The sequence below is a fragment of the Streptomyces sp. NPDC033174 genome (assembly GCF_055577795.1).
The window spans coordinates 154,047-180,218 of record NZ_JBVIPQ010000008.1 but is presented as its reverse complement, the minus strand read 5'-3'; the positions used below and the strand labels follow the sequence as shown (position 1 = coordinate 180,218).

The 26,172-nt window shown below is 67.1% G+C and carries 25 protein-coding genes; 2 read left to right on the top strand and 23 right to left on the bottom strand.

Features of this window, described 5'->3' with window-relative positions; genetic code table 11:
- The 12 genes from rplN to rpsJ form a co-directional block, all read right to left on the bottom strand.
- Positions 1-369, bottom strand: a complete 369-nt coding sequence (gene rplN / locus ACZ5VC_RS25150) for a 50S ribosomal protein L14 (protein WP_003956455.1) — start codon at positions 367-369, stop codon at positions 1-3.
- Positions 370-470: 101 nt separating this feature from the next.
- Positions 471-755: a 30S ribosomal protein S17 gene (rpsQ, locus tag ACZ5VC_RS25145; RefSeq protein WP_093656384.1), complete on the bottom strand. Its 285-nt coding sequence runs from the start codon at positions 753-755 to the stop codon at positions 471-473.
- Positions 755-979 (bottom strand): 50S ribosomal protein L29, encoded by a 225-nt coding sequence (gene rpmC, locus ACZ5VC_RS25140; protein ID WP_015035581.1) that lies wholly within the window; start codon positions 977-979, stop codon positions 755-757. The genes rpsQ and rpmC overlap by 1 nt, the downstream gene beginning before the upstream one ends.
- Complete coding sequence (gene rplP, locus ACZ5VC_RS25135; protein WP_014047785.1) at positions 979-1,398, bottom strand: 50S ribosomal protein L16; 420 nt, start codon at positions 1,396-1,398, stop codon at positions 979-981. Before rplP ends, rpmC begins: the two co-directional genes overlap by 1 nt.
- A 5-nt stretch (positions 1,399-1,403) precedes the next feature.
- A complete protein-coding gene (gene rpsC, locus ACZ5VC_RS25130) occupies positions 1,404-2,252 on the bottom strand; it encodes a 30S ribosomal protein S3 (RefSeq protein ID WP_468708358.1) in 849 nt (282 codons plus the stop codon).
- Positions 2,252-2,599 (bottom strand): 50S ribosomal protein L22, encoded by a 348-nt coding sequence (rplV, locus tag ACZ5VC_RS25125; protein WP_030208989.1) that lies wholly within the window; start codon positions 2,597-2,599, stop codon positions 2,252-2,254. The genes rpsC and rplV overlap by 1 nt, the downstream gene beginning before the upstream one ends.
- A 42-nt stretch (positions 2,600-2,641) precedes the next feature.
- Complete coding sequence (gene rpsS / locus ACZ5VC_RS25120) at positions 2,642-2,923, bottom strand: 30S ribosomal protein S19 (RefSeq protein ID WP_003948639.1); 282 nt, start codon at positions 2,921-2,923, stop codon at positions 2,642-2,644.
- 12 nt (positions 2,924-2,935) lie between these two features.
- Positions 2,936-3,772 carry a 50S ribosomal protein L2 gene (gene rplB / locus ACZ5VC_RS25115; RefSeq protein ID WP_344363073.1) on the bottom strand — a complete coding sequence of 279 codons (837 nt, stop codon included), beginning with the start codon at positions 3,770-3,772 and terminating at the stop codon, positions 2,936-2,938.
- A 40-nt stretch (positions 3,773-3,812) separates the two neighbouring features.
- Positions 3,813-4,136, bottom strand: a complete 324-nt coding sequence (gene rplW, locus ACZ5VC_RS25110; RefSeq protein WP_147980752.1) for a 50S ribosomal protein L23 — start codon at positions 4,134-4,136, stop codon at positions 3,813-3,815.
- Positions 4,136-4,786, bottom strand: a complete 651-nt coding sequence (gene rplD, locus ACZ5VC_RS25105; protein ID WP_469122278.1) for a 50S ribosomal protein L4 — start codon at positions 4,784-4,786, stop codon at positions 4,136-4,138. The genes rplW and rplD overlap by 1 nt, the downstream gene beginning before the upstream one ends.
- Before the next feature lie 7 nt (positions 4,787-4,793).
- Positions 4,794-5,438 carry a 50S ribosomal protein L3 gene (gene rplC / locus ACZ5VC_RS25100; RefSeq protein ID WP_468708364.1) on the bottom strand — a complete coding sequence of 215 codons (645 nt, stop codon included), beginning with the start codon at positions 5,436-5,438 and terminating at the stop codon, positions 4,794-4,796.
- A gap of 13 nt (positions 5,439-5,451) precedes the next feature.
- Positions 5,452-5,760 carry a 30S ribosomal protein S10 gene (rpsJ, locus tag ACZ5VC_RS25095; RefSeq protein WP_003948644.1) on the bottom strand — a complete coding sequence of 103 codons (309 nt, stop codon included), beginning with the start codon at positions 5,758-5,760 and terminating at the stop codon, positions 5,452-5,454.
- A 564-nt stretch (positions 5,761-6,324) separates the two neighbouring features.
- Here rpsJ and ACZ5VC_RS25090 point away from each other — a divergent pair.
- Positions 6,325-7,164: an RNA repair domain-containing protein gene (locus ACZ5VC_RS25090; protein ID WP_469122277.1), complete on the top strand. Its 840-nt coding sequence runs from the start codon at positions 6,325-6,327 to the stop codon at positions 7,162-7,164.
- Between the two features lie 251 nt (positions 7,165-7,415).
- Positions 7,416-9,485, top strand: a complete 2,070-nt coding sequence (locus tag ACZ5VC_RS25085) for a PIG-L family deacetylase (RefSeq protein WP_469122437.1) — start codon at positions 7,416-7,418, stop codon at positions 9,483-9,485.
- 112 nt (positions 9,486-9,597) lie between these two features.
- Here ACZ5VC_RS25085 and tuf read toward each other — a convergent pair whose 3' ends face one another.
- The 11 genes from tuf to nusG all read right to left on the bottom strand — a co-directional run bounded on the left by tuf (position 9,598) and on the right by nusG (position 26,143).
- Entirely contained in the window at positions 9,598-10,791 is a 1,194-nt protein-coding gene (gene tuf, locus ACZ5VC_RS25080) for an elongation factor Tu (protein ID WP_451485640.1), read from the bottom strand.
- Positions 10,792-10,941: 150 nt separating this feature from the next.
- Positions 10,942-13,071: an elongation factor G gene (gene fusA / locus ACZ5VC_RS25075; protein WP_468708367.1), complete on the bottom strand. Its 2,130-nt coding sequence runs from the start codon at positions 13,069-13,071 to the stop codon at positions 10,942-10,944.
- Between the two features lie 38 nt (positions 13,072-13,109).
- Positions 13,110-13,580 (bottom strand): 30S ribosomal protein S7, encoded by a 471-nt coding sequence (rpsG, locus tag ACZ5VC_RS25070; protein ID WP_468708368.1) that lies wholly within the window; start codon positions 13,578-13,580, stop codon positions 13,110-13,112.
- A 2-nt stretch (positions 13,581-13,582) separates the two neighbouring features.
- Positions 13,583-13,954: a 30S ribosomal protein S12 gene (gene rpsL, locus ACZ5VC_RS25065; RefSeq protein WP_003948652.1), complete on the bottom strand. Its 372-nt coding sequence runs from the start codon at positions 13,952-13,954 to the stop codon at positions 13,583-13,585.
- A 502-nt stretch (positions 13,955-14,456) separates the two neighbouring features.
- The gene (locus tag ACZ5VC_RS25060; RefSeq protein WP_469122276.1) at positions 14,457-18,356 is read right to left on the bottom strand and encodes a DNA-directed RNA polymerase subunit beta'; all 3,900 of its coding nucleotides are present in this window, start codon (positions 18,354-18,356) and stop codon (positions 14,457-14,459) included.
- 99 nt (positions 18,357-18,455) lie between these two features.
- Complete coding sequence (gene rpoB, locus ACZ5VC_RS25055; protein ID WP_469122275.1) at positions 18,456-21,941, bottom strand: DNA-directed RNA polymerase subunit beta; 3,486 nt, start codon at positions 21,939-21,941, stop codon at positions 18,456-18,458.
- A gap of 530 nt (positions 21,942-22,471) precedes the next feature.
- Positions 22,472-22,855 carry a 50S ribosomal protein L7/L12 gene (gene rplL, locus ACZ5VC_RS25050; protein ID WP_469122274.1) on the bottom strand — a complete coding sequence of 128 codons (384 nt, stop codon included), beginning with the start codon at positions 22,853-22,855 and terminating at the stop codon, positions 22,472-22,474.
- A gap of 111 nt (positions 22,856-22,966) precedes the next feature.
- Positions 22,967-23,497: a 50S ribosomal protein L10 gene (rplJ, locus tag ACZ5VC_RS25045; RefSeq protein WP_328310989.1), complete on the bottom strand. Its 531-nt coding sequence runs from the start codon at positions 23,495-23,497 to the stop codon at positions 22,967-22,969.
- Positions 23,498-23,803: 306 nt separating this feature from the next.
- Positions 23,804-24,526, bottom strand: a complete 723-nt coding sequence (gene rplA, locus ACZ5VC_RS25040; RefSeq protein WP_469122273.1) for a 50S ribosomal protein L1 — start codon at positions 24,524-24,526, stop codon at positions 23,804-23,806.
- A gap of 103 nt (positions 24,527-24,629) precedes the next feature.
- Positions 24,630-25,064 (bottom strand): 50S ribosomal protein L11, encoded by a 435-nt coding sequence (rplK, locus tag ACZ5VC_RS25035; RefSeq protein ID WP_005313632.1) that lies wholly within the window; start codon positions 25,062-25,064, stop codon positions 24,630-24,632.
- Between the two features lie 167 nt (positions 25,065-25,231).
- Complete coding sequence (gene nusG / locus ACZ5VC_RS25030) at positions 25,232-26,143, bottom strand: transcription termination/antitermination protein NusG (protein ID WP_469122272.1); 912 nt, start codon at positions 26,141-26,143, stop codon at positions 25,232-25,234.
- Positions 26,144-26,172: the final 29 nt, after the last annotated feature.

Here is a 26,172-nt window from a genome sequence, read left to right as displayed (position 1 = left end):
TTACAGCACCTCCGGCGCGAGCGAGATGATCTTCATGAACTTCTTCTCGCGCAGCTCACGGCCCACCGGGCCGAAGATACGGGTGCCGCGAGGGTCGCCGTCGTTCTTCAGAATGACGGCGGCGTTCTCGTCGAAGCGGATGTACGAGCCGTCCTGGCGGCGGCGCTCCTTGACGGTGCGAACGATGACCGCCTTGACGACGTCACCCTTCTTCACGTTGCCACCGGGGATCGCGTCCTTGACGGTGGCGACGATGACGTCACCGATGCCCGCGTAGCGGCGACCCGAGCCACCGAGAACACGGATGCAAAGGATTTCCTTGGCACCAGTGTTGTCGGCGACACGCAGTCGCGACTCCTGCTGGATCACGTCTATCTCCTGATTGTCTGCCGGTTCCCGGCGAGGGGGTCCGTTGCCGGAGCCCCTCGCCGAGCCTGGCGGAACTGACCTGAGGGAAACCCCTCAGGTGATTACTTGGCCTTCTCGAGGATCTCGACGACGCGCCAGCGCTTCGTCGCGGACAGCGGCCGGGTCTCCATGAGGAGGACACGGTCGCCGACACCCGCGGCGTTCTGCTCGTCGTGCGCCTTGAGCTTGTTGGTACGGCGGATGACCTTGCCGTACAGCGCGTGCTTCACACGGTCCTCGACGGCGACGACGACGGTCTTGTCCATCTTGTCGCTGACGACGAGACCCTCGCGGGTCTTGCGGAAACCGCGCTCCGTCTTGTTTTCAGTCACGTTGCTCTCGCTCATCAGGCGCTCTCCACCGTCTCGATGCCCAGCTCGCGCTCACGCATGAGGGTGTAGATCCGCGCGATGTCCTTACGGACGGACTTGAGCCGACCGTGGTTCTCGAGCTGACCAGTCGCCGCCTGGAAGCGGAGGTTGAACAGCTCTTCCTTGGCCTCGCGGAGCTTGTTGAGAAGCTCCTCGTTGCCCAGCTCGCGCAGCTCGGACGCCTTGGTACCGGCCGACATCACGACTCACCTGCCTCGCGCCGAACGATCCGGCACTTCATCGGAAGCTTGTGAGCAGCGCGGGTAAGCGCCTCACGAGCAATCTTCTCGTTCGGGTAGGACAGCTCGAACATCACCCGACCGGGCTTGACGTTCGCGATCCACCACTCGGGGGAACCCTTACCGGAACCCATGCGGGTCTCGGCAGGCTTCTTGGTGAGCGGACGGTCCGGGTAGATGTTGATCCAGACCTTGCCGCCACGCTTGATGTGGCGGGTCATCGCGATACGAGCAGCCTCGATCTGGCGGTTCGTCACGTACGCCGGGGTCAGCGCCTGGATGCCGTACTCGCCGAACGCAACCTGCGTGCCACCCTTGGACATACCGCTGCGCTTCGGGTGGTGCTGCTTGCGGTGCTTGACCCTACGGGGGATCAGCATTTCGGTCAGGCCTCCGTTCCGGTGCTCTCAGCCGGAGCGGCAGCGGCGGCGGGAGCGTCGGCCTTGGGGGCCTCGGCAGCCGGCGCGGACTGCTGCTGCGGCTTGCGGCCGCGGCCGCCACGCTCGCCACCACGACCACCGCGGCCACCGGCCGGACGGTCGCCGGCGGCACCACGGGCCGGGCGGTTACCCGCACGGGCCGCGGCGTTCTCGGCGCGAACCTCGGCGATGTTCTTGACGTCGCCCTTGTAGATCCAGACCTTCACGCCGATGCGGCCGAAGGTCGTCTTGGCCTCGAAGAAGCCGTAGTCGACGTTCGCACGGAGCGTGTGCAGGGGCACGCGGCCCTCGCGGTAGAACTCCGAGCGGGACATCTCGGCGCCGCCGAGACGGCCACCGCACTGGATCTTGATGCCCTTGGCGCCGGCCTTCATCGTGCCCTGCATGCTCTTACGCATGGCGCGACGGAAGGAGACGCGGGAGGAGAGCTGCTCGGCGACGGCCTGCGCGACCAGCTGAGCGTCCATCTCGGGGTTCTTGACCTCGAGGATGTTCAGCTGGACCTGCTTGCCCGTGAGCTTCTCGAGGTCGCCGCGGATGCGGTCGGCCTCGGCGCCACGGCGGCCGATGACGATGCCGGGACGCGCGGTGTGGATGTCCACCCGCACGCGGTCACGGGTGCGCTCGATCTCAACCTTCGAGATGCCGGCGCGCTCCATGCCGGACGTCATCATCCGACGGATGGCGACGTCTTCCTTGACGTAGTCCTTGTACAGCTTGTCGGCGTACCAGCGGGACTTGAAGTCCGTGGTGATGCCGAGCCGGAACCCATGCGGGTTAACCTTCTGGCCCATTACCGGGTTCCTTCCTTGCTGCTGACGACCACGGTGATGTGGCTGGTCCGCTTACGGATCCGGTAGGCACGGCCCTGAGCACGCGGACGGAACCGCTTCAGGGTCGGGCCCTCATCCACGTACGCCTCGCTGATGTACAGCGAAGAGGCGTCACTGTGGTCGTAGTTGTGCGCGGCGTTGGCAATGGCGCTGTCCAGCACCTTGCCGACCGGCACGCTCGCGGCCTGCGGGGCGAAACGCAGGACCGCCTGAGCCTCCGTGGCATCCATGCCACGGATGAGGTCCACCACTCGGCGGGCCTTCATGGGCGTGACGCGGATGTACCGCGCCTGGGCCCTGGCTTCCATGGTTGTCCCTTCGGTGTAAGTCATAGTCGTTCCACCCCGCGGTTAGCGGCGCTTCGACTTCCGGTCGTCCTTGACGTGGCCGCGGAAGGTGCGAGTCGGCGAGAACTCGCCGAGCTTGTGGCCGACCATCGACTCGGTGACGAACACCGGGATGTGGGTCTTGCCGTTGTGCACCGCGATGGTGTGGCCCAGCATTGCCGGGACGATCATCGAGCGACGGGACCAGGTCTTGATGACGTTCTTGGTGCCTGCTTCGTTCTGGACATCCACCTTCTTGATGAGGTGGTCGTCGACGAAGGGCCCCTTCTTGAGACTGCGCGGCATCTAAACCCGCTCCTAGCGCTTCTTGTTCGTCTTGCGGCGGCGGACGATGTACTTGTTGCTCGCCTTCTTGGGAGAACGAGTACGACCCTCCTTCTGACCCCACGGCGAGACCGGGTGGCGACCACCGGAGGTCTTGCCCTCACCACCACCGTGCGGGTGGTCGACCGGGTTCATCGCCACACCGCGAACGGTCGGGCGAACGCCCAGCCAGCGCTTACGTCCGGCCTTGCCCCAGTTGATGTTCGACTGCTCGGCGTTGCCGACCTCGCCGATGGTGGCGCGGCAGCGGACGTCGACCAGGCGGATCTCACCGGAGGGCATGCGCAGGTGGGCCATCTGGCCCTCCTTCGCGAGCAGCTGCACGGAGGCACCCGCGGAGCGGGCGAACTTGGCGCCACCACCGGGACGGAGCTCGATCGCGTGGATCGTGGTACCGACCGGGATGTTGCGGAGGGCCAGGTTGTTGCCGGGCTTGATGTCGGCGCCGGGGCCGTTCTCGATCCGGTCACCCTGGTTGAGGCCACGCGGAGCGATGATGTAGCGCTTCTCGCCGTCCACGTAGTGGAGCAGCGCGATGCGCGCAGTGCGGTTGGGGTCGTACTCGATGTGAGCGACCTTGGCCGGCACGCCGTCCTTGTCGTGACGACGGAAGTCGATCACGCGGTAGGCGCGCTTGTGGCCACCGCCCTGGTGACGGACGGTCACACGACCGGTGTTGTTACGGCCGCCCTTGCTGTGCAGAGGGCGGACCAGCGACTTCTCCGGCGTGGACCGCGTGATCTCGACAAAGTCGGCGACGCTGGAGCCACGACGGCCCGGGGTCGTCGGCTTGTACTTGCGGATACCCATTTCTCAGTCCTCGTCCGATTCCGGACGATCCAGACCGCCCTTAGGCGGTCGGACCGCCGAAGATGTCGATACGGTCGCCCTCGGCGAGGGTCACGATGGCGCGCTTGGTGTCCTTGCGCTTGCCGAAACCGGCCTTGGTGCGCTTGCGCTTGCCCTGGCGGTTGATCGTGTTGACCCCGGTGACCTTGACCGAGAAGACCGCCTCGACGGCCTGCTTGATCTGGGTCTTGTTGGAGCCGGGCGCGACGATGAACGTGTACTTGTTCTCATCGAGCAGGGCGTAGCTCTTCTCCGAGACAACCGGCTTGACGAGAACGTCGCGCGGGTCCGAGAAGGTCTTGCTCGTGACGACGGCCTCAGTCATCAGGCGTCGCTCCCTTCGGTCTCAGCGGTCTGGGGGCCAGACACGAAGGACTCGAAGGCGGCCCTGGTGAAGACCACGTCGTCGGAGACGATCACGTCGTACGTGTTGAGCTGGCCCGGCTCCAGGATGTGAACCTGGGGCAGGTTGCGGGCGGACAGCCACGCGGCCTCGTCGGCGCGGTCGACGACCAGGAGCAGGTTCTTGCGCTCCGAGATCTTGCCGAACAGCGTCTTGGCGGCCTTGGTGGAAACCTCGCCCTCGACCACGCCGGTGACGACGTGGATGCGGGAGTGACGCGCCCGGTCCGACAGGGCACCGCGCAGGGCGGCGGCCTTCATCTTCTTCGGGGTGCGCTGCGAGTAGTCACGCGGCACGGGGCCGTGGACGACGCCACCGCCGGCGAACTGCGGCGCACGGGTCGAACCCTGGCGCGCGCGGCCGGTGCCCTTCTGGCGGTAAGGCTTCTTGCCACCACCGCGGACTTCGCCACGGCGCTTGGTCTTGTGCGTGCCCTGACGGGCAGCGGCCAGCTGCGCGACAACGACCTGGTGGATCAGCGGAACGCTGGTCTTCGCGTCGAAGATCTCCGCGGGGAGCTCGACGGTCCCGGCCTTGTCGCCTGCCGGCGAAAGGATGTCAATGGTGCTCATCGTTACCTCAGGCCCCCTTGGCCGCGGTACGGACCAGGACGAGGCCGCCGTTCGGACCGGGGACTGCGCCCTTGATGAGCAGCAGACCCTTCTCCGCGTCAACGGCGTGGACGGTCAGGTTCTGGGTGGTCACACGCTCGTTGCCCATGCGGCCCGCCATGCGGAGGCCCTTGAACACACGGCCAGGGGTGGCGCAGCCACCGATGGAACCGGGCGAGCGGTGCTTGCGCTGGGTGCCGTGACCGGCGCCCAGGCCCTTGAAGTTGTGACGCTTCATGACACCGGCGAAGCCCTTGCCCTTGCTCTTGCCCGTGACGTCGACCTTGACGCCGGACTCGAACACCTCGGCAGTGATCTCCTGGCCGAGCGTGTACTCGCTGGCGTCGGAGGTACGGAGCTCCACCAGGTGGCGGCGCGGGGTGACGTCGGCCTTGGCGAAGTGACCCTTGAGGGGCTTGTTCACCTTGCGCGGGTCGATCTCGCCGAAGGCGATCTGGACCGACTCGTAGCCGTCGATGTCGTTGGTGCGGACCTGGGTCACGACGCAGGGCCCGGCCTTGACGACGGTCACCGGGACGACCCGGTTGTTCTCGTCCCAGACCTGGGTCATGCCGAGCTTCTCGCCCAGGACGCCCTTAATGTTCTTTGCCATCTCGCGCGTCACCTCAGAGCTTGATCTCGATGTCGACGCCGGCCGGCAGGTCGAGACGCATGAGCGAGTCAACCGTCTTCGGCGTGGGGTCGAGGATGTCGATGAGGCGCTTGTGCGTGCGCATCTCGAAGTGCTCGCGCGAGTCCTTGTACTTGTGCGGCGACTTGATGACGCAGTACACGTTCTTCTCAGTGGGCAGCGGCACCGGGCCCGCGACCGACGCACCAGTGCGCGTCACCGTCTCGACGATCTTCTTCGCCGACGAATCGATGACCTCGTGGTCGTAGGCCTTGAGCCGGATGCGGATCTTCTGTCCCGCCATGGCTACTCAGTAGTCCTGTCTCTCGTAACGCTCTGGTACCCGGGTGATGTGCTCGTGGGAGCCACACCGCCTTCCCTCCGACCCACGCGGTCGGGCGTGTCGCAGTCCCTCTACGAAGAAGTCCCTAAGGATTTCCCAACCAAGGGGTGCGGGCCTGATGACCGCGAGACCGGGGGAGGCTGCATCCGCTACGGATGACCCACCGGGTGCCTGGCCGGGGCCCCGCTGACGCTTCCCGGAAGATTCCCGTACGTCCGACCCGCATGGGGTCGACGAGTACTGTGGGACTCGCTTCCGGTCCTCCCGGCGGGAGACGCGCAGCATCGGCACTCAACCGAGCAACCTGGATAGTGTGCCATACGGGGACGCCGGGCCGCCAATCGGGCGGAAGACTGTACCCCACGTCACGGGACGCTACTCGCGAGGCGCCCCCGGACCCCTCCGAGGAACCCTTCCGGCGCCACCGCCGACCGCACGCGGCGAATCCTCCAGTGTAACGGAGCGTGAAGGCGCGGTCTCGCCCCGGGGGCGGCTGAGCGCCCGCGCTCCGGGCAGACGCCGGGTGTGCGCACCAGCGACCAGATCTACCACCGGGTCCTCTGGGATCCGCGCCTCGACCCGGAACGCTTCGTGATGGGGATCGGTGAGCGCGGCGGCCCGCCCCAGCGGATGCCGCTGCCGGACTTCGTCCCGGGCGGGGAGATCCCGTGGCACCGGGTGCTGTTCTTCGAGGCGGACGGCGAGCGGGTCTGGGACCGGAGCGCGGGTGTGGACCGTATGGACGACACCACCGCCGGGCGCGTACCGGGCGCCTCGCCTCCCCCGCACGCCCACGACGAGGACGAGCCCGCCGAGATCCTGGCCGTGCCGCCCACGCCCCGTACGGCCGTGGCCTGGCTGCCGCCGCCGGAACTGTGGCCGCCGATCCAGCACATCCGGCTCCAGCACGACCGCCAGGTCCGCCGCTGGCCTCCACATGTCAACGTGCTCTTCGGGTTCGTGCCCGAGGACGACTTCGCGCGGGCGGTCCCGCTGCTGGCGGCGGCCGCCGCCGGGGCGCGGCCCTTCACGGCCCGGCTCGACGGGGTCCACTGGTTCGGCCACCGGGAGGGCGCCACCGTGTGGCTGGATCCGGCGGCGGCCGGCGAGGAGCCCTGGGCGCTGCTGCGGGAGCGTCTGGAAGCCCGCTTCCCGCTGTGCCCGGGCCGAGCCGAGGGCTTCACCCCCCACCTCTCCCTGGGCCGCACCCGGGACCCGAACCGGCTCGCGGCACTGGCCGAAGGCCTGTTGGACCCCATGACGGCACGGGTCGACGAGCTGTTCCTGCTGTCGCGCCGCGGGGACGAGCCGATGGAGGTACGGGCGACGGTCGCGCTGGGCACCGGCGAGGTGCGGTGGAGGTGAGGGGGCGCGCGGAAGCAGACCCCTGAGCACCCCCCACCCCGAAGCAACCACCGCTGTGGCCCACCCGTCTAATAGACCGCGGCACGCGGCGCCGACCCGGGGGACGGCAGGCCGCGCCCGGGGATGATGGATCGACGCAGCACGGGGCACCTCGACCACCGGCCGCTGCGGGGGAAGCGGACGGAGTACGACAAGTGAACGAGCGACGTGTGCCGGGGCTGAGCTCCGCGCTGCGGACCGCGGCCGGGGCCGTGGCCGGACGGGCGGGCGCGGCAGGCGCGGGGGTCCGGCGGCGCAGCGTCCTCGCCTCCGCCGCCGCCCTCGGGGTGGCGGGAGTGGCCGGGTGTTCGGTGCCGTCGCCCCGCCGCAAGCCCTCCACCGCCGATCCGGCTCCCGGCCTCCCGATCGTCAACTCCCGGCGCGCGCAGGTCATGCAGATCGCGGCCCACCCGGACGACGACCTGTACTTCATGAACCCGGACACGCAGCGGATGGTGGACGCCGGCGTCCCCCTCGTCTCCGTCTACGTCACCGCGGGCGAGCACGACGGCCGCAACCACATCCCGGGGAAGCCCAACACCCCAGCGGACAAGGCTGCTTACTCGTCCGCCCGCCACCAGGGCCTGCGCCAGGCGTACGCGGACCTCATCGGTCTCGACAAGTTCACCGAGTGGCAGAAGGGCGTCATCACGCTCGCCGGGGACCGCAAGGCCGAGATCAACACGCTCACCAACGGCAACCGCCGGGTCGAACTCGTCTTCCTCAATCTCGCCATGCACGCGCCGCGCCGCTACATGGCGCTGCCCAGCCTCTGGAAGGACCGCGCGCTCGGCCTGCGGACCGTCGTCGCCGCGGACTCCCCCGTCCACCGCGCGGACGACTACGACTACGACCGGCTCATCGCCGTCCTCGTCGGGCTGATGGAGCGCTACCGCCCCACCGTGATCCACACCCTGGACCCGGACCCCGACATCCAGCACAGCGACGAGAAGACCCGCCAGTTCGACAGCGAACAGCCCGGCTACTCGGACCATGCCGACCACACCGCCGTCGCCTCGTTCACCTGGGCCGCGATGGCCCATTGGGTGGCCGACGCGATCGAGCAGGGCGGCACGGTCCCGGCCTTCGCGACCACCGCCTTCCGCGGCTACTACAACCGGCACTGGCCCAAGAACCTCCCCCCGCAGGTCCTCAAGGAGAAGGCCGCGCACCTGGTGCCCTACGGCGGCGCCCCCGACTGGCAGTGCGGCAATCCCTCCGGCTGCGGCGACTACAACGTCGGCGGCGTCCGTCCGCTCACCAACAAGAAGGGCTGGGTACGGGCCACCCACTACCGCTATCCGGGTTCCGGCCCGGTCGTCGTGACGGAGCCCGACGGCCGGCTCACCGCGTACGGCGTGCTGGGTCTGCGGGTGGCGCGCTGGCGGGAGACCGGGCGGGGCAGCGGGCTGTGGGGCGAGCCGGACGATCTCGGCGGCGGCCCGCTGGCGCCCGCGCTCGGCTCGGCGGTCCTGCCGGACGGCCGGACGCTGCTGTTCGCGCTGCGCTTCGCGGCGCTCGGCGGTCACGGCGGCCCCAACAAGCGCGAGATCGTCGTGCTGGAGCAGCGCTCCCCCGGTGGCCCCTTTCTCGCCTGGAACGGCCTCGGCAATCCGGAGCGCGGCGACGACCGGGGGCGCAGGATCGGTGTCCCGGTGGCCGTCACGGCCCCCGACGGCCGGGTCCACCTCTTCGTACGCAACGCCGACAAGGGCGTCTCCACCCGGGTCCGGGACACCTCGGGCGGCTGGGACGAGTGGCGCGACCTGGGCGGGGAGGAGATCCAGGACGGTCTGACGGCGGTCGTGGACGGCGGCGGTCTGGTGCATCTCTTCGCGGCGGGACAGGAGTCGATCCACCACTGGGCGCAGACGGCCGCGGGCGGCTCGGTCGAGTACCGGCCGGACGCGGCGCTGCCCCTGTCCGGCGATCCGGTGGCCGCCGTGACGGGCGACGAGGGCCTGGCGCTCTTCTACCGGCGCCCGGCGACCAAGGAACTGGTGTCGGTCCGCGCGGCCGGCGGGGCCGCGCCGGCCGCCCCGTTCGACGGGTACGGGCCGGTGGCCGCGGTGGCGGGCGCGAAGGATCCGGTGCTGCTCGGCCGTGACCTCCGGGGCCGCGTGCAGATGCGGCGGGGCGGCAAGCTGTACATCCGTACGCAGGGTGCCGTGGCGCTGGAGACGGCGACGCTCCATGTGCGGGAGCGGTCCGTCACGGCGGTGGGCATGGGCGCGGACGCGCACCCCTGGGCATGGGCACCGGAGTCGGGCACGGCGGGCTGAGCCCGTACGGCCGGCCGGCTTCCCGTTACGTCCGGACAACGCGAAGGGCCCCGCACCTCTCGGTGCGGGGCCCTTGCTTGCAGCTCAGCGAGCTACCAGGTCAAACCAACAATTACTTGTTGATCTTGACGACCTGGCCGGCGCCCACGGTCCGGCCACCCTCACGGATGGCGAACTTGAGGCCCTCCTCCATGGCGACGGGCTGGATCAGCTCGACGGTCATGGAGGTGTTGTCGCCCGGCATGACCATCTCGGTGCCCTCGGGGAGGGTCACGACGCCGGTCACGTCCGTGGTACGGAAGTAGAACTGCGGGCGGTAGTTGTTGAAGAAGGGGGTGTGACGGCCACCCTCGTCCTTCGACAGGATGTAGGCCTGGGCCTCGAAGCTGGTGTGCGGCGTAACCGAACCCGGCTTGATGATGACCTGGCCGCGCTCGACGTCCTCGCGCTTGATGCCACGGAGGAGCAGACCGACGTTCTCACCGGCCTGGCCCTCGTCGAGCAGCTTGCGGAACATCTCGATGCCGGTGACCGTGGTGGTGGTCTTCTCCTGCTTGATACCGACGATGTCGACGGTCTCGTTGACCTTGAGGACACCACGCTCGATACGGCCGGTGACGACGGTGCCACGACCGGTGATCGTGAAGACGTCCTCGATCGGCATCAGGAACGGCTTGTCGACGTCACGCTCGGGCTGCGGGATCGCCTCGTCGACGGCGGCCATCAGGTTCAGGACCGACTGGCCCCACTCCTTGTCGCCCTCGAGCGCCTTGAGCGCCGAGACCTTGACGACCGGCAGGTCGTCGCCCGGGAACTCGTACTCGGAGAGGAGCTCACGAACCTCGAGCTCGACGAGCTCCAGGATCTCCTCGTCGTCCACCATGTCGGCCTTGTTCAGGGCGACGACGATGTAGGGGACGCCGACCTGGCGGGCCAGGAGCACGTGCTCCTTGGTCTGCGGCATCGGGCCGTCGGTGGCGGCAACCACGAGGATCGCGCCGTCCATCTGCGCGGCACCCGTGATCATGTTCTTGATGTAGTCCGCGTGACCGGGGCAGTCGACGTGGGCGTAGTGACGCGACTCGGTCTGGTACTCGACGTGCGCGATGGAGATGGTGATACCGCGCTGGCGCTCCTCAGGAGCCTTGTCGATCTGGTCGAAGGCCGAGGCCTCGTTCAGGTCCGGGTACGCGTCGTGCAGCACCTTGGTAATGGCGGCCGTGAGGGTCGTCTTACCGTGGTCGATGTGACCGATGGTGCCGATGTTGACGTGCGGCTTAGTCCGCTCGAACTTCGCCTTCGCCACTGGGGTCCTCCTGGAGTGGTTCTGAACGCCTTGCTTCATCGGCGCCAGGTGATCTTTGCTGGAAAGCCGGGGCCCGGGGCATCCCGTCACGGTTGTGCGGAATGCCCCAGCAGGCTCCGGAGTCAAGCCTAAAGCGTGAACTCGGGTGAGTTACTCGCCCTTGGCCTTCGCGATGATCTCCTCGGCGACGTTCCGCGGAACTTCGGCGTAGGAGTCGAACTGCATCGAGTAGCTTGCGCGACCCGAGGTCTTGCTGCGGAGGTCTCCGACGTAGCCGAACATCTCCGAGAGAGGCACGAGGCCCTTCACGACGCGAGCGCCGCTGCGCTCCTCCATGGCCTGGATCTGGCCACGGCGGGAGTTGAGGTCGCCGATGACATCGCCCATGTAGTCCTCGGGCGTGGTCACCTCGACGGCCATCATCGGCTCGAGGAGCACGGGGGACGCCTTGCGGGCACCCTCCTTGAACGCCTGCGAACCGGCGATCTTGAACGCGAGCTCGGAGGAGTCGACCTCGTGGTAGCCACCGTCGAGAAGGGTGACGCGGACGCCCACCATCTCGTAGCCGGCCAGGATGCCGAACTGCATGGCCTCCTGCGCACCCGCGTCCACCGAGGGGATGTACTCACGGGGGATGCGGCCACCGGTGACCTTGTTCACGAACTCGTAGCTCGCGTCGCCGCCCTCGATGGGCTCGAGCGCGATCTGCACCTTCGCGAACTGGCCGGTACCACCGGTCTGCTTCTTGTGCGTGTAGTCGATACGCTCGACGGTCTTGCGGATCGTCTCGCGGTACGCGACCTGGGGCTTACCGACGTTCGCCTCGACGCGGAACTCGCGCTTCATGCGGTCGACAAGCACCTCGAGGTGCAGCTCGCCCATACCACCGATGATGGTCTGGCCGGTCTCCTCGTCCGAGTGAACCTGGAAGGAGGGGTCCTCCTCCGAGAGACGCTGGATGGCGACACCCAGCTTCTCCTGGTCACCCTTGGACTTGGGCTCGATGGCGACCTGGATGACCGGGGCCGGGAAGTCCATGGACTCCAGGATGACCGGGTCCTTCTCGTCGCACAGCGTCTCACCGGTGGTGGTCTGCTTGAGACCCATGACGGCGATGATGTCGCCGGCGCCCACCGAGGCGATCTCCTCACGCTTGTTCGCGTGCATGCGGTAGATCTTGCCGATGCGCTCCTTCTTGCCCTTGACCGAGTTCAGCACGGAGCTGCCGGCCTCGAGGCGGCCCGAGTAGACCCGGACGAAGGTGAGCTTGCCGAGGTGCGGGTCGCTCATGATCTTGAACGCAAGACCGGAGAACGGCTCGTCGTCGGACGGCTTGCGCTTGACGACGACCTCGGCGTCCTTGACGTCGTGGCCTTCGATGGCCTCGACGTCCAGGGGGGAAGGCAGGTAGCGGACGACCGCGTCGAGCAGGGGCTGAACGCCCTTGTTCTTGAACGCGGTGCCACAGAACACCGGGGTGACGGTGACGGAGTCCTTGCCACCCTTCGACGCGAGGGTGATACGGCGGATCGCCGCGTAGAGCTGCTCCACGGTGGGCTCATTGCCCTCCAGGTACAGCTCCATCATCTCTTCGTCGTTCTCGGCGACGGCCTCGAGCAGCTTGCCGCGCCACTCCTCGGCCGCCTCGGTGTGGGTGTCCGGGATGTCGACGATGTCGTACATCTCGCCCTTGGCGGCCTCGGCGGACCAGACAAAGGCCTTCATCGTCACGAGGTCGACGACGCCCTTGAAGTCGGCCTCGGCGCCGATCGGGAGCTGCATGACCAGCGGAACCGCACCGAGGCGGTCGACGATCATGTCGACGCAGCGGTGGAACTCGGCGCCGGTGCGGTCGAGCTTGTTGACGAAGCAGATACGCGGAACGCCGTAGCGGTCCGCCTGACGCCAGACGGTCTCGGACTGCGGCTCGACACCCGCCACACCGTCGAACACGGTGACGGCGCCGTCGAGGACGCGGAGCGAACGCTCCACCTCGACGGTGAAGTCGACGTGACCCGGGGTGTCGATGATGTTGATGGTGTGGTCAACATCGTTGAGCGGCCAGTGACAGGTCGTCGCGGCAGACGTGATCGTGATGCCGCGCTCCTGCTCCTGCTCCATCCAGTCCATCGTGGCAGCGCCGTCGTGGACTTCACCGATCTTGTAGCTCACACCGGTGTAGAAGAGGATCCGCTCGGTGGTGGTCGTCTTGCCCGCGTCGATGTGGGCCATGATCCCGATGTTGCGGACCTTGGCCAGGTCAAGCGAAGTGGTGGCCATAAGGCTCAATCTTCTCTCGGTCTCGATGTGGGTAGCGACTACCAGCGGTAGTGCGCGAAGGCCTTGTTGGACTCGGCCATCTTGTGGGTGTCCTCACGCTTCTTGACCGCAGCGCCGAGGCCGTTGGAGGCGTCGAGCAGCTCGTTCATGAGGCGTTCGGTCATGGTCTTCTCGCGACGGGCGCGGGAGTAACCCACGACCCAGCGGAGCGCGAGGGTGGCGGCGCGACCGGGCTTGACCTCGATCGGCACCTGGTAGGTGGCGCCACCGACACGGCGGGACTTGACCTCGAGCGCCGGCTTGACGTTCTCGAGGGCGCGCTTCAGCGTGATGACCGGGTCGTTGCCGGTCTTCTCGCGGAGGCCTTCCATGGCGCCGTAGACGATCCGCTCGGCAGTGGAACGCTTGCCGTTGAGCAGGATCTTGTTGATCAGCGACGTGACAAGAGGAGAACCGTAGACCGGGTCGATGATGACCGGGCGCTTCGGGGCGGGGCCCTTACGAGGCATTCTTACTTCTCCTTCTTGGCGCCGTAGCGGCTGCGGGCCTGCTTGCGGTTCTTGACACCCTGGGTGTCCAGGGAACCGCGGATGATCTTGTAACGAACACCCGGCAGGTCCTTCACACGGCCACCACGCACGAGCACGATCGAGTGCTCCTGCAGGTTGTGTCCCTCACCCGGGATGTAGGCCGTGACCTCGATACCGGAGGTCAGACGCACACGCGCGACCTTACGGAGGGCCGAGTTCGGCTTCTTCGGGGTGGTCGTGAACACACGCGTGCAGACGCCGCGGCGCTGAGGAGAACCCTCAAGTGCGGGCGTCTTGTTCTTCTCGACCTTGTCCTGCCGGCCCTTACGGACCAGCTGCTGGATCGTAGGCACTACTTCTCCGGTTTCTGTGTGCCGTTCGTCAAACTAACCTGAAACATTCGCCGACCCACGCGGTCGGGTGTGTCGAAGACTGCAGACCCCCACCCGAGGTGGAATAGGCGCAGATTTCGGTGGCCGTTCTCGAACTCGCCGTGCGGCGGAAGACACGCACACGAGCCCAGGCACACCCCAGGCACAAGGTCTGAGCGTACCTATCGCATGGACCTGGGTCAAAACAAATGCCCCGCCCCCCGCCGCGGCCCGGCCGGGGCCCGTCCCCGAGCGGCTCTGTGCGTCCCGCGGGCCGGTCCGCCGGACTGGCGGGTAACCGCGACGGCCGAACCCGTCTGCACGCCGCTCCAGGCCGCCTGGGCGCCCCTCCCTGACGGCTCGTACGCCACCCGATCCGGACGTACGCCCTCCGGCGCGCCCGTTGGGGCCCCCGCCGGCCCCCGGACAACCCCGAAGGGCGGCCACCCCCACGGGGTGACCGCCCTTCGGTCGAGCGACTCGCTTACTGGTTGTACGGACCGTAGTCGTAGTCCTCCAGCGGGACGGCCTGGCCGGAGCCGGTGCCGAACGGCGAGTAGTCGATGTCGTCGTAGCCGACGGCCGAGTACATCGCGGCCTTGGCCTCCTCGGTCGGCTCGACCCGGATGTTGCGGTAGCGGGACAGACCCGTACCGGCCGGGATGAGCTTACCGATGATGACGTTCTCCTTGAGGCCGATCAGGGAGTCCGACTTGGCGTTGATCGCCGCGTCGGTCAGAACCCTGGTCGTCTCCTGGAAGGACGCCGCCGACAGCCACGACTCGGTGGCGAGCGAGGCCTTGGTGATACCCATCAGCTGCGGACGGCCGGAGGCGGGGTGACCGCCCTCGGTGACCACACGACGGTTCTCGGTCTCGAACTTCGAGCGCTCGACGAGCTCGCCCGGCAGCAGCTCCGCGTCGCCGGACTCGATGATCGTCACACGGCGCAGCATCTGCCGGATGATGATCTCGATGTGCTTGTCGTGGATCGACACACCCTGCGAGTTGTAGACCTTCTGGACCTCGCCGACCAGGTGGACCTGGACCGCGCGCTGACCGAGGATCCGCAGCACGTCGTGCGGGTTGGTGGCACCCACGGTGAGCTTCTGGCCCACCTCGACGTGGTCGCCCTCGCCCACCAGCAGACGGGCACGCTTCGAGATCGGGAACGCCGTCTCGTCGCTGCCGTCGTCCGGGGTGACGACGATCTTCTTGGTCTTCTCGGTCTCCTCGATACGGATGCGGCCGGCCGCCTCCGAGATCGGGGCGACACCCTTGGGCGTACGAGCCTCGAAGAGCTCGACGACACGGGGCAGACCCTGGGTGATGTCGTCACCGGCCACACCACCGGTGTGGAAGGTACGCATCGTCAGCTGGGTACCGGGCTCACCGATGGACTGGGCGGCGATGATGCCGACCGCCTCACCGATGTCGACCAGCTTGCCGGTGGCCAGCGAGCGGCCGTAGCAGAAGGCACAGGTGCCGACCGCGGACTCACAGGTCAGGACCGAGCGGGTCTTGACCTCCTCGACGCCCGCGTTGACCAGCGCGTCGATGAGCACGTCGCCGAGGTCCACGTTGGCCGGGGCGATGACCTTGCCGTCGATGACGACGTCCTCGGCCAGCATCCGGGCGTACACGGAGGTCTCGACGTCGTCCGTCTTGCGCAGGACACCGTCCTCGCCCTTGACCGCGATCCGCAGCTTCAGACCGCGCTCGGTGCCACAGTCCTCCTCGCGGATGATCACGTCCTGCGAGACGTCCACCAGACGACGGGTCAGGTAACCCGAGTCGGCGGTACGCAGGGCGGTGTCGGCCAGACCCTTACGGGCACCGTGCGTCGAGATGAAGTACTCGAGGACGGACAGACCCTCACGGAAGGACGCCTTGATGGGACGCGGAATCGTCTCGTTCTTGGCGTTCGACACCAGACCACGCATACCCGCGATCTGACGCATCTGCATCATGTTTCCTCGGGCACCCGAGTCGACCATCATGAAGATGGGGTTCGTCTTCGGGAAGTTCGCGTTCATCGCCTCGGCAACCTCGTTGGTCGCCTTGGTCCAGATCGCGATGAGCTCCTGAGTGCGCTCTTCCTTGGTGATCAGACCGCGCTCGTACTGCTTCTGGACCTTCTCGTCCTGCGCCTCGTAGCCCGCGACGATGGCCTTCTTGGCCTCGGGCACGACGACGTCGGAGATGGCCACGGTGACACCGGAACGGGTCGCCCAGTAGAAGCCCGCCGCCTTCAGGTTGTCGAGCGTCGCCGCCACGATGACCTTGGGGTAGCGCTCGGCGAGGTCGTTGACGATCTCGGAGAGCTGCTTCTTGCCGACGGAGTAGTCGACGAACGGGTAGTCCTCGGGCAGCAGCTCGTTGAAGAGCGCGCGGCCCAGGGTCGTCCGCAGACGGAACGAGTCACCCTGCTGCCACTGCGGCTCGCCCTCCTCGGCGACCGGGGGAACCCAGCCGCGCGGGGGAACGGTGCCGATCGGGAAGCGGATGTCGACCTTCGCCTGGAGCGAGAGCTCCCGGGCGTCGAACGCCATGATCGCCTCGGCGGTGGAGCCGAAGGACCGGCCCTCGCCGATGACCTTGCGCTCCTCCTCGTCCGTGGTGAGGAAGAACAGGCCCAGCACCATGTCCTGGGTCGGCATGGTGACGGGACGACCGTCGGCCGGCTTCAGGATGTTGTTCGAGGACAGCATCAGGATGCGGGCCTCGGCCTGCGCCTCCGCGGAGAGCGGCAGGTGGACGGCCATCTGGTCACCGTCGAAGTCCGCGTTGAACGCGGTGCAGACGAGCGGGTGGATCTGGATGGCCTTGCCCTCGACCAGCTGCGGCTCGAAGGCCTGGATGCCGAGGCGGTGCAGCGTGGGCGCACGGTTCAGCAGCACCGGGTGCTCGGCGATGACCTCTTCGAGGACGTCGTACACGACGGTGCGGCCGCGCTCGACCATGCGCTTGGCCGACTTGATGTTCTGCGCGTGGTTCAGGTCGACCAGGCGCTTCATCACGAACGGCTTGAAGAGCTCCAGCGCCATGGCCTTGGGCAGACCACACTGGTGCAGCTTCAGCTGCGGACCGACGACGATCACGGAACGCGCGGAGTAGTCCACACGCTTACCGAGAAGGTTCTGACGGAATCGACCCTGCTTACCCTTCAGCATGTCGCTGAGGGACTTCAGCGGACGGTTGCCGGGGCCCGTGACCGGGCGACCGCGACGGCCGTTGTCGAAGAGGGCGTCGACCGCCTCCTGGAGCATCCGCTTCTCGTTGTTCACGATGATCTCGGGGGCACCGAGGTCGAGCAGACGCTTCAGACGGTTGTTGCGGTTGATCACGCGGCGGTACAGGTCGTTCAGGTCGGAGGTCGCGAAGCGGCCACCGTCCAGCTGCACCATCGGACGCAGGTCCGGCGGGATGACCGGCACGCAGTCGAGCACCATGCCCTTGGGGCTGTTGCTGGTCTGCAGGAACGCGGAGACGACCTTGAGGCGCTTGAGCGCACGGGTCTTCTTCTGGCCCTTGCCGGTACGGATGATCTCGCGGAGGCGCTCGGCCTCCTCGTTGAGGTCGAAGGACTCCAGGCGCTTCTGCAGCGCCGCGGCACCCATCGAACCGTCGAAGTACGTGCCGAAGCGGTCACGCAGCTCGCGGTAGAGCAGCTCGTCGCCCTCGAGGTCCTGGACCTTGAGGTTCTTGAAGCGGCTCCACACCTCGTCGAGGCGGTCGATCTCGCGCTGCGCACGGTCGCGCAGCTGCTTCATCTCACGCTCGGCACCCTCGCGCACCTTGCGGCGCACGTCGGCCTTGGCACCCTCGGCCTCGAGCTCGGCCAGGTCGGTCTCGAGCTTCTTGGCACGGGCCTCGAGGTCGGCGTCGCGGCGGTTCTCGATCTGCTGGCGCTCGACGGAGACATGCGCCTCCAGCGACGGCAGGTCACGCGTACGGCGCTCGTCGTCGACGAACGTGATCATGTAGGCGGCGAAGTAGATGACCTTCTCGAGGTCCTTCGGCGCCAGGTCGAGCAGGTAGCCAAGACGCGACGGAACGCCCTTGAAGTACCAGATGTGGGTGACGGGAGCGGCCAGCTCGATGTGGCCCATCCGCTCACGACGCACCTTGGCGCGAGTGACCTCGACGCCACAGCGCTCACAGATGATGCCCTTGAAGCGGACACGCTTGTACTTACCGCAGTAGCACTCCCAGTCCCGGGTGGGACCGAAGATCTTCTCGCAGAAGAGTCCGTCCTTCTCGGGCTTGAGGGTGCGGTAGTTGATGGTCTCAGGCTTCTTGACCTCGCCGTGGCTCCACTGACGGATGTCGTCAGCGGTAGCCAGACCGATCCGGAGCTCATCGAAGAAGTTGACGTCGAGCACTATGCGTCAATCCCTCTCAGGGTTGTAAGTCTTGGGGTCTGATACGGGGGTCCTGGGGCCGGTACGGGGCTCATCGCTGAGCCCCGTACCGGACTCCCGTCAGACCTCTTCGACGCTGCTCGGCTCGCGCCGGGACAGGTCGATACCGAGCTCCTCCGCTGCGCGGAAGACGTCCTCGTCGGTGTCGCGCATCTCGATGGACATGCCGTCCGAGGACAGCACCTCCACGTTGAGGCACAGGGACTGCATCTCCTTGATGAGCACCTTGAAGGACTCGGGGATGCCGGGCTCAGGGATGTTCTCGCCCTTGACGATGGCCTCGTAGACCTTCACGCGGCCGGTGACGTCGTCGGACTTGATGGTCAGCAGCTCCTGGAGGGCGTACGCGGCGCCATAAGCCTCCAGCGCCCACACCTCCATCTCACCGAAGCGCTGGCCACCGAACTGGGCCTTACCACCCAGCGGCTGCTGGGTGATCATCGAGTACGGACCGGTCGAACGCGCGTGCAGCTTGTCGTCGACCAGGTGGTGGAGCTTCAGGATGTACATGTAGCCGACCGAGATCGGCTCCGGGAACGGCTCACCCGAGCGGCCGTCGAACAGCGGGGCCTTGCCGGACGGAAGCACCATGCGCTCGCCGTCGCGGTTCGGGATCGTGTGCTGGAGCAGACCGGTCAGCTCGTCCTCGCGGGCACCGTCGAAGACCGGGGTCGCGACGTTGGTACCGGGCTCGACCTTGTCGGCGCCGATCGCCTGGAGACGCTCGGCCCACTCGTCCGCGAGGCCGGAGACGTCCCAGCCGCGGCTGGCAAGCCAGCCGAGGTGGATCTCCAGGACCTGTCCCGGGTTCATTCGGGACGGGACACCCAGCGGGTTGAGGATGATGTCGACCGGGGTGCCGTCCTCGAGGAACGGCATGTCCTCGATCGGAAGGATCTTGGAGATGACACCCTTGTTGCCGTGACGGCCGGCGAGCTTGTCACCGTCGGTGATCTTCCGCTTCTGCGCCACGTACACGCGCACCAGCTGGTTGACACCGGGGGGAAGCTCGTCGCCCTCCTCGCGGTCGAAGACGCGGACGCCGATGACCTTGCCGGTCTCGCCGTGCGGCACCTTCAGCGAGGTGTCACGGACCTCACGGGCCTTCTCACCGAAGATCGCGCGGAGCAGGCGCTCCTCGGGCGTCAGCTCGGTCTCACCCTTGGGCGTGACCTTGCCGACGAGGATGTCGCCGGCGACGACCTCGGCACCGATACGGATGATGCCGCGCTCGTCGAGGTCGGCGAGGACCTCCTCGGAGACGTTCGGGATGTCCCGGGTGATCTCCTCCGGGCCGAGCTTGGTGTCACGGGCGTCGACCTCGTGCTCCTCGATGTGGATCGAGGAGAGGACGTCGTCCTGCACGAGGCGCTGCGACAGGATGATCGCGTCCTCGTAGTTGTGACCCTCCCACGGCATGAACGCGACCAGCAGGTTCTTGCCGAGCGCCATCTCACCCAGCTGGGTGGCGGGGCCGTCGGCGAGGACCTGGCCCTCGACGACGCGGGCGCCCTCGTCCACGACAACCTTCTGGTTGACGGAGGTGCCCTGGTTGGAGCGGGAGAACTTGGCGATGCGGTACGTGGTGTACGTGCCGTCGTCGTTGGTGACGGTGATGTAGTCCGCGGAGACCTCCTGGACGACACCCGCCTTCTCCGCCTTGATGACGTCACCGGCGTCGACCGCGCAGCGGTACTCCATGCCGGTGCCGACGAGCGGAGCCTCGGACGTGATCAGCGGCACGGCCTGACGCATCATGTTCGCGCCCATGAGGGCACGGTTGGCGTCGTCGTGCTCGAGGAACGGGATCATGGCGGTCGCGACCGACACCATCTGGCGCGGCGAGACGTCCATGTAGTCGACGTCCGTGCCGGGCACGTAGTCGACCTCGCCACCACGGCGGCGGACCAGGACGCGGGGCTCCGTGAACCGGAGCTCCTCGTTCAGGAGCGCGTTCGCCTGGGCGATGACGAATCGGTCCTCTTCGTCGGCCGTCAGGTAGTCGACCTCGTCGGTGACCTGGCCGTCGACGACCTTGCGGTACGGCGTCTCGACGAAGCCGAACGCGTTGACACGGCCGTACGAGGCGAGCGAACCGATCAGACCGATGTTCGGGCCTTCGGGGGTCTCGATCGGGCACATGCGTCCGTAGTGGGACGGGTGCACGTCTCGGACCTCGAAGCCGGCCCGCTCACGGGAGAGACCACCCGGGCCGAGCGCCGACAGACGGCGCTTGTGGGTGAGACCCGACAGCGGGTTGTTCTGGTCCATGAACTGCGACAGCTGGCTGGTGCCGAAGAACTCCTTGATGGAGGCGACGACCGGCCGGATGTTGATCAGGGTCTGAGGCGTGATGGCCTCGACGTCCTGGGTGGTCATGCGCTCACGCACGACGCGCTCCATACGAGCCAGACCCGTACGGACCTGGTTCTGGATGAGCTCGCCGACATTGCGCAGACGACGGTTGCCGAAGTGGTCGATGTCGTCGGTCTCGACGACGATCTGCGTGCCGTTCTCGCCGACCGTCTCGGTCTCGCCCGCGTGGAGCTTCACCAGGTACTTGATGGTGGCGATGACGTCGTCGGTGGTGAGCACGCCGGCGTCCAGCGGCTCGTCGGCGCCGAGCTTCTTGTTCACCTTGTAGCGGCCGACCTTCGCGAGGTCGTAGCGCTTCGGGTTGAAGTAGAGGTTCTCGAGCAGCGTCTGAGCGGCCTCGCGGGTCGGCGGCTCGCCCGGACGCAGCTTGCGGTAGATGTCGAGCAGCGCGTCGTCCTGGCCCTGGGTGTGGTCCTTCTCCAGGGTGGCGCGCATGGACTCGTACTCGCCGAACTCCTGCAGGATCTGCTCGGTGGTCCAGCCGAGAGCCTTCAGAAGGACGGTGACCGACTGCTTGCGCTTGCGGTCGATGCGGACACCGACCATGTCGCGCTTGTCGATCTCCATCTCCAGCCAGGCACCCCGGGACGGGATGATCTTGGCCGAGAAGATGTCCTTGTCGGACGTCTTGTCGATGGAGGAGTCGAAGTAGACACCCGGCGAGCGCACGAGCTGCGACACCACGACACGCTCGGTGCCGTTGATGACGAAGGTGCCCTTGTTCGTCATGAGCGGGAAGTCGCCCATGAAGACCGTCTGGGACTTGATCTCGCCGGTCTCGTTGTTGGTGAACTCAGCGGTGACGAAGAGCGGGGCACCGTACGTGAAGTCACGGTCCTTGCACTCGTCGATGGAGTTCTTCGGGGGCTCGAAGCGGTGGTCGCGGAAGGTCAGCGACATCGACCCGGAAAAATCCTCGATCGGAGAGATCTCCTCGAAGATCTCCTCCAGACCGGACTTCCTGGGGACGTCCTGTCCGGACTCCAGAGCCGCCTCGACACGAGCCTTCCAGGCGGCATTGCCGAGCAGCCAGTCAAAGCTCTCGGTCTGCAGCGCGAGGAGGTTCGGAACCTCGAGGGGCTCCTTGATCTTTGCAAAGGAGATGCGCAGCGGGGCAGTGCTGGCGCCGTTGTTCGTATTCGCGGTCGAGGCGTTGCGCGAGGCGGCCAAGAGGGGGTCCTTCCGAGGGCTCGGACTCACTACGCGCGTACCGGTCCTTCGCGGGGCATGGGGACAGACGTTCCTGATTGGCGGAAAACGGCCAGGTCAGGTCGGTTCGGTCCACGATGCTCTTGCGAGGGGTTGCCCCTGGTGACGGGCAGGGGGCAGCTAACAGGCAGCGCAAAGGGTCAGTGTAGCCACTTGGCCCACTGATGTCCAGGGCGAGCTTTTCGCGACCCTCGTTGTTCTCAACTCCGCGGTACCTCGCGCCGTGTAGCGCACCTCGATACTGCCCGTTCGGTCGTCGATCCATGCCTCGGATACGGATCGTTGTGACGACGCGTCCTGAGAATTGCGCGCTGCGTGCGGTTCGTCAAGGCCCCCCGGTCAACGGGGCGCACGGCGAAGATCACCATACTCCGCCACGGGACGGCTGCAAGGCAGCCGCCACGGCAACGCCGAAGGGCGACCACCCGGATGGGTGATCGCCCTTGGCGGCGCCTGGAAGGCGCTGAGCGAGTCAGGAGACTCGCGAGGTGTTACTTGACCTCGACGGAGGCGCCGGCGCCCTTGAGGGACTCGGCAGCCTTCTCGGCGGCCTCCTTGGCGACCTTCTCGAGGACGGGCTTCGGGGCGCCGTCGACGAGGTCCTTGGCCTCCTTCAGGCCGAGGGAGGTCAGCTCACGCACGACCTTGATGACCTGGATCTTCTTGTCACCGGCGGCGGTGAGGATGACGTCGAACTCGTCCTGCTCCTCAGCGGCCTCGGCGGCGGCGGCCGGGCCGGCCGGGCCGGCAACGGCGACGGCCGCGGCGGCGGTGACGTCGAACTTCTCCTCGAAGGCCTTCACGAACTCGGAGAGCTCGATGAGGGTCATCTCTTCGAACTGCGCGAGCAGGTCGTCCTGGGACAGCTTCGCCATGATGGCGTCCTTCCACTAATTCGGCTGGTGCCGGGTGTACATGAAGGCGGGCGTACGTTTGGCCCGCTGCGACCGTCGCCCTAGTGGGCGGCGATCATTGCGCGAGCCGAATTACTCGGCACCGCCCTGCTCGGCGAGCTTGACGCGAAGCGCTTCCGCGGTGCGGACGAACTTCGACGGCAGCGCCTGGAAGAGCGAGGCAGCCTGGGACTGCTTGCCCTTGAACGCGCCGGCCAGCTTGCTGAGCAGAACCTCGCGGGACTCGAGGTCCGCAAGCTTCTTGATCTCATCGGCGGACAGCGCCTTACCATCAAGGACACCGCCCTTGATGATCAGGTTCGGGTTCTCCTTGGCGAAGTCACGAAGACCCTTCGCCGACTCCACCGGGTCACCGGTGATGAAGGCAACCGCCGTCGGACCAGTGAACTGGTCGTCCAGCGAAGTGATCCCGGCCTCGTTGGCCGCAATCTTGGTCAGCGTGTTCTTCACCACGGCGTACTGGGCGTTCTCACCGAGCGAACGACGCAGCGTCTTGAGCTGCGCCACGGTGAGACCCCGGTACTCGGTCAGCACGGCGGCGTTCGAGCTGCGGAACTGGTCCGCGAGCTCGGCTACCGCGGCAGCCTTGTCGGGCCTTGCCATAGAGCGTCGGCCTCCTTCCGGGTGATGAGGACCGCTCAGAAGGGGCTGGAAAAAGAGAACGCCCCGGCGCAGGCGCACGGGGCTTAGCTCAACCGAAAAACATCCGGGAACTCTTCCACGATCACCTGCGCGGGTCGTCCGCTTCCAGCGGATCCTTCGGCCACTGCACCCCTCGCGGAGCACAGCAACGACCAGCGGTCTTTGGCTTCTGGATGAGAGTACGCGAACCCGTACGGGTCAAGCAAATCGGGCCCCGCGCCTCCGAGGAGGTGCGGGGCCCGAGAGTGCCACTCGGAGCCGTCAGGCTCAGACCGCGGCCGGGTCCTCCTCGACGAGGAGGTTCCGGGTGCGGTTGGAGTCCAGCGGGATGCCGGGGCCCATCGTCGTGGCCAGGGTCGCCTTCTTGATGTAGCGGCCCTTGGCGGCGGACGGCTTCAGACGGAGGATCTCCTCCAGCGCCGCCGCGTAGTTCTCGACCAGCTTCGTGTCATCGAAGGAAACCTTGCCGATGATGAAGTGCAGGTTCGAGTGCTTGTCGACACGGAACTCGATCTTGCCGCCCTTGATGTCGTTCACAGCCTTGGTGACATCGGGGGTGACGGTGCCGGTCTTCGGGTTCGGCATGAGACCACGCGGGCCGAGGACGCGGCCGAGGCGGCCGACCTTGCCCATGAGGTCCGGGGTCGCGACGACGGCGTCGAAGTCCAGACGGCCCTTCGCAACCTCGTCGATCAGTTCGTCGGAGCCGACGATGTCGGCGCCCGCGGCAAGCGCGGCCTCGGCACGGTCGCCGGTCGCGAAGACCAGGACCCGGGCGGTCTTACCGGTGCCGTGCGGAAGGTTCACGGTGCCACGGACCATCTGGTCGGCCTTGCGAGGGTCGACGCCCAGGCGGAAGGCGACCTCGACGGTGCCGTCGAACTTGGTGGTGGCGGTGTCCTTGGCGAGACGGACGGCCTCGAGGGGGGCGTAGGTACGCTCCCGGTCGATCTTGGCGTCCGCGCCGCGGAGAGCCTTGCTGCGCTTCACTTCTTCTCCTGTTGCGGTTACACCACGCGGCTCGGCCGCATGGCAGGTGTGGAGTCGTGGTGCGGACCAGCGCGTGGTCCTACCACTGGTCAGACGGGGCTGATCAGCCCTCGACCGTGATGCCCATGGAACGGGCGGTGCCAGCGATGATCTTCGACGCGGCGTCGAGGTCGTTGGCGTTCAGGTCGGGGAGCTTGGTCGTGGCGATCTCGCGGACCTGGGCGGCCGTCAGCTTGGCGACCTTGGTCTTGTGCGGCTCGCCGGAGCCCTTGTCCACACCCGCGGCCTTGAGGATCAGCTTGGCGGCCGGCGGAGTCTTGGTGATGAAGGTGAAGGAACGGTCCTCGTAGACCGTGATCTCCACCGGCACGACCATGCCACGCTGCGACTCGGTCGCGGCGTTGTAGGCCTTGCAGAACTCCATGATGTTGACGCCGTGCTGACCGAGCGCGGGACCGACCGGCGGAGCCGGGTTGGCCGCACCGGCCTGGATCTGGAGCTTGATAAGCCCCGTGACCTTCTTCTTCTTGGGAGGCATTGCTCTCTCCGGGTCCTAGTGAGAGTTTTCGGCCGACCATCCAGTCATCCGGATGGAGGCATACCGCACAACGATAACGGGTATAGGTGCGCGGCCAAAAACCGAGCAGGTCAGAGCGGCTGCGAGAGCCGTTCTGACCTGGTCGGAGGCGTGTGTTCCAGAAAGCGCTAGTTCTTCTGGATCTGGTCGAAGCTCAGCTCGACCGGGGTCTCGCGGCCGAAGATCTCGACGAGGCCCTTGACCTTCTTCGAGTCGGCGTTGATCTCGTTGATGGTCGCCTGCAGCGTCGCGAACGGGCCGTCGGTGACGGTGACCGAGTCGCCCACCTCGAAGTCCAGCACCTGGACCTCGACCTTGCGGGACGGAGCCGGCTTGCCCTCGGCCTCGGCGGCCTCGCGGGCGGCCTTCTCCTCAGCCTCCGGAGCGAGCATCTTGACGATCTCGTCCAGGGTCAGCGGGTACGGGTCGTAGGCGTTGCCCACGAAGCCGGTGACACCGGGGGTGTTGCGGACGACGCCCCAGGACTCGTTCGTCAGATCCATGCGGACGAGAACGTAACCGGGCAGCTTGTTCTGCCGGACGTTCTTGCGCTCGCCGTTCTTGATCTGGACGATCTCTTCCTCGGGGACCTCGGCCTGGTAGATGAACTCCTCGACGTTCAGCGAGACGGCACGCTGCTCGAGGTTGGCCTTCACGCGCTTCTCGTAGCCCGCGTAGGTGTGGATCACGTACCACTCGCCGGGCAGACCACGGAGCTCGTCGCGGAGGGCGGTGACGGGGTCGACCGGAGCGGCGGGCTCCTCGTCGGCCTCCTCGGCCTCCGCGCCCTCTTCGGCGTCGGTGTCGGCGGCGATCGCGTCGACCTCGGCCTCGGCGGCGGTCTCCTCGTCGACCTCGGACTCGGCGGCGACGTCCTCGCCGGCCTCGTCCTCGCCGTGGATCGCTGCCTCTTCGGCAGCCTCGCCCGCGGCGGCGTCAGCAGCCTCAGCCTGGTCCTCGTCGGCCGCCTCGACGATGTCGAGCTCGTCCTCAGCGGACTCCACAGACTCGATGGCGTCGTTCAGGTTCGGGTCAGACACGGTGGCTGCTTCTTCCTGCGATACAGATG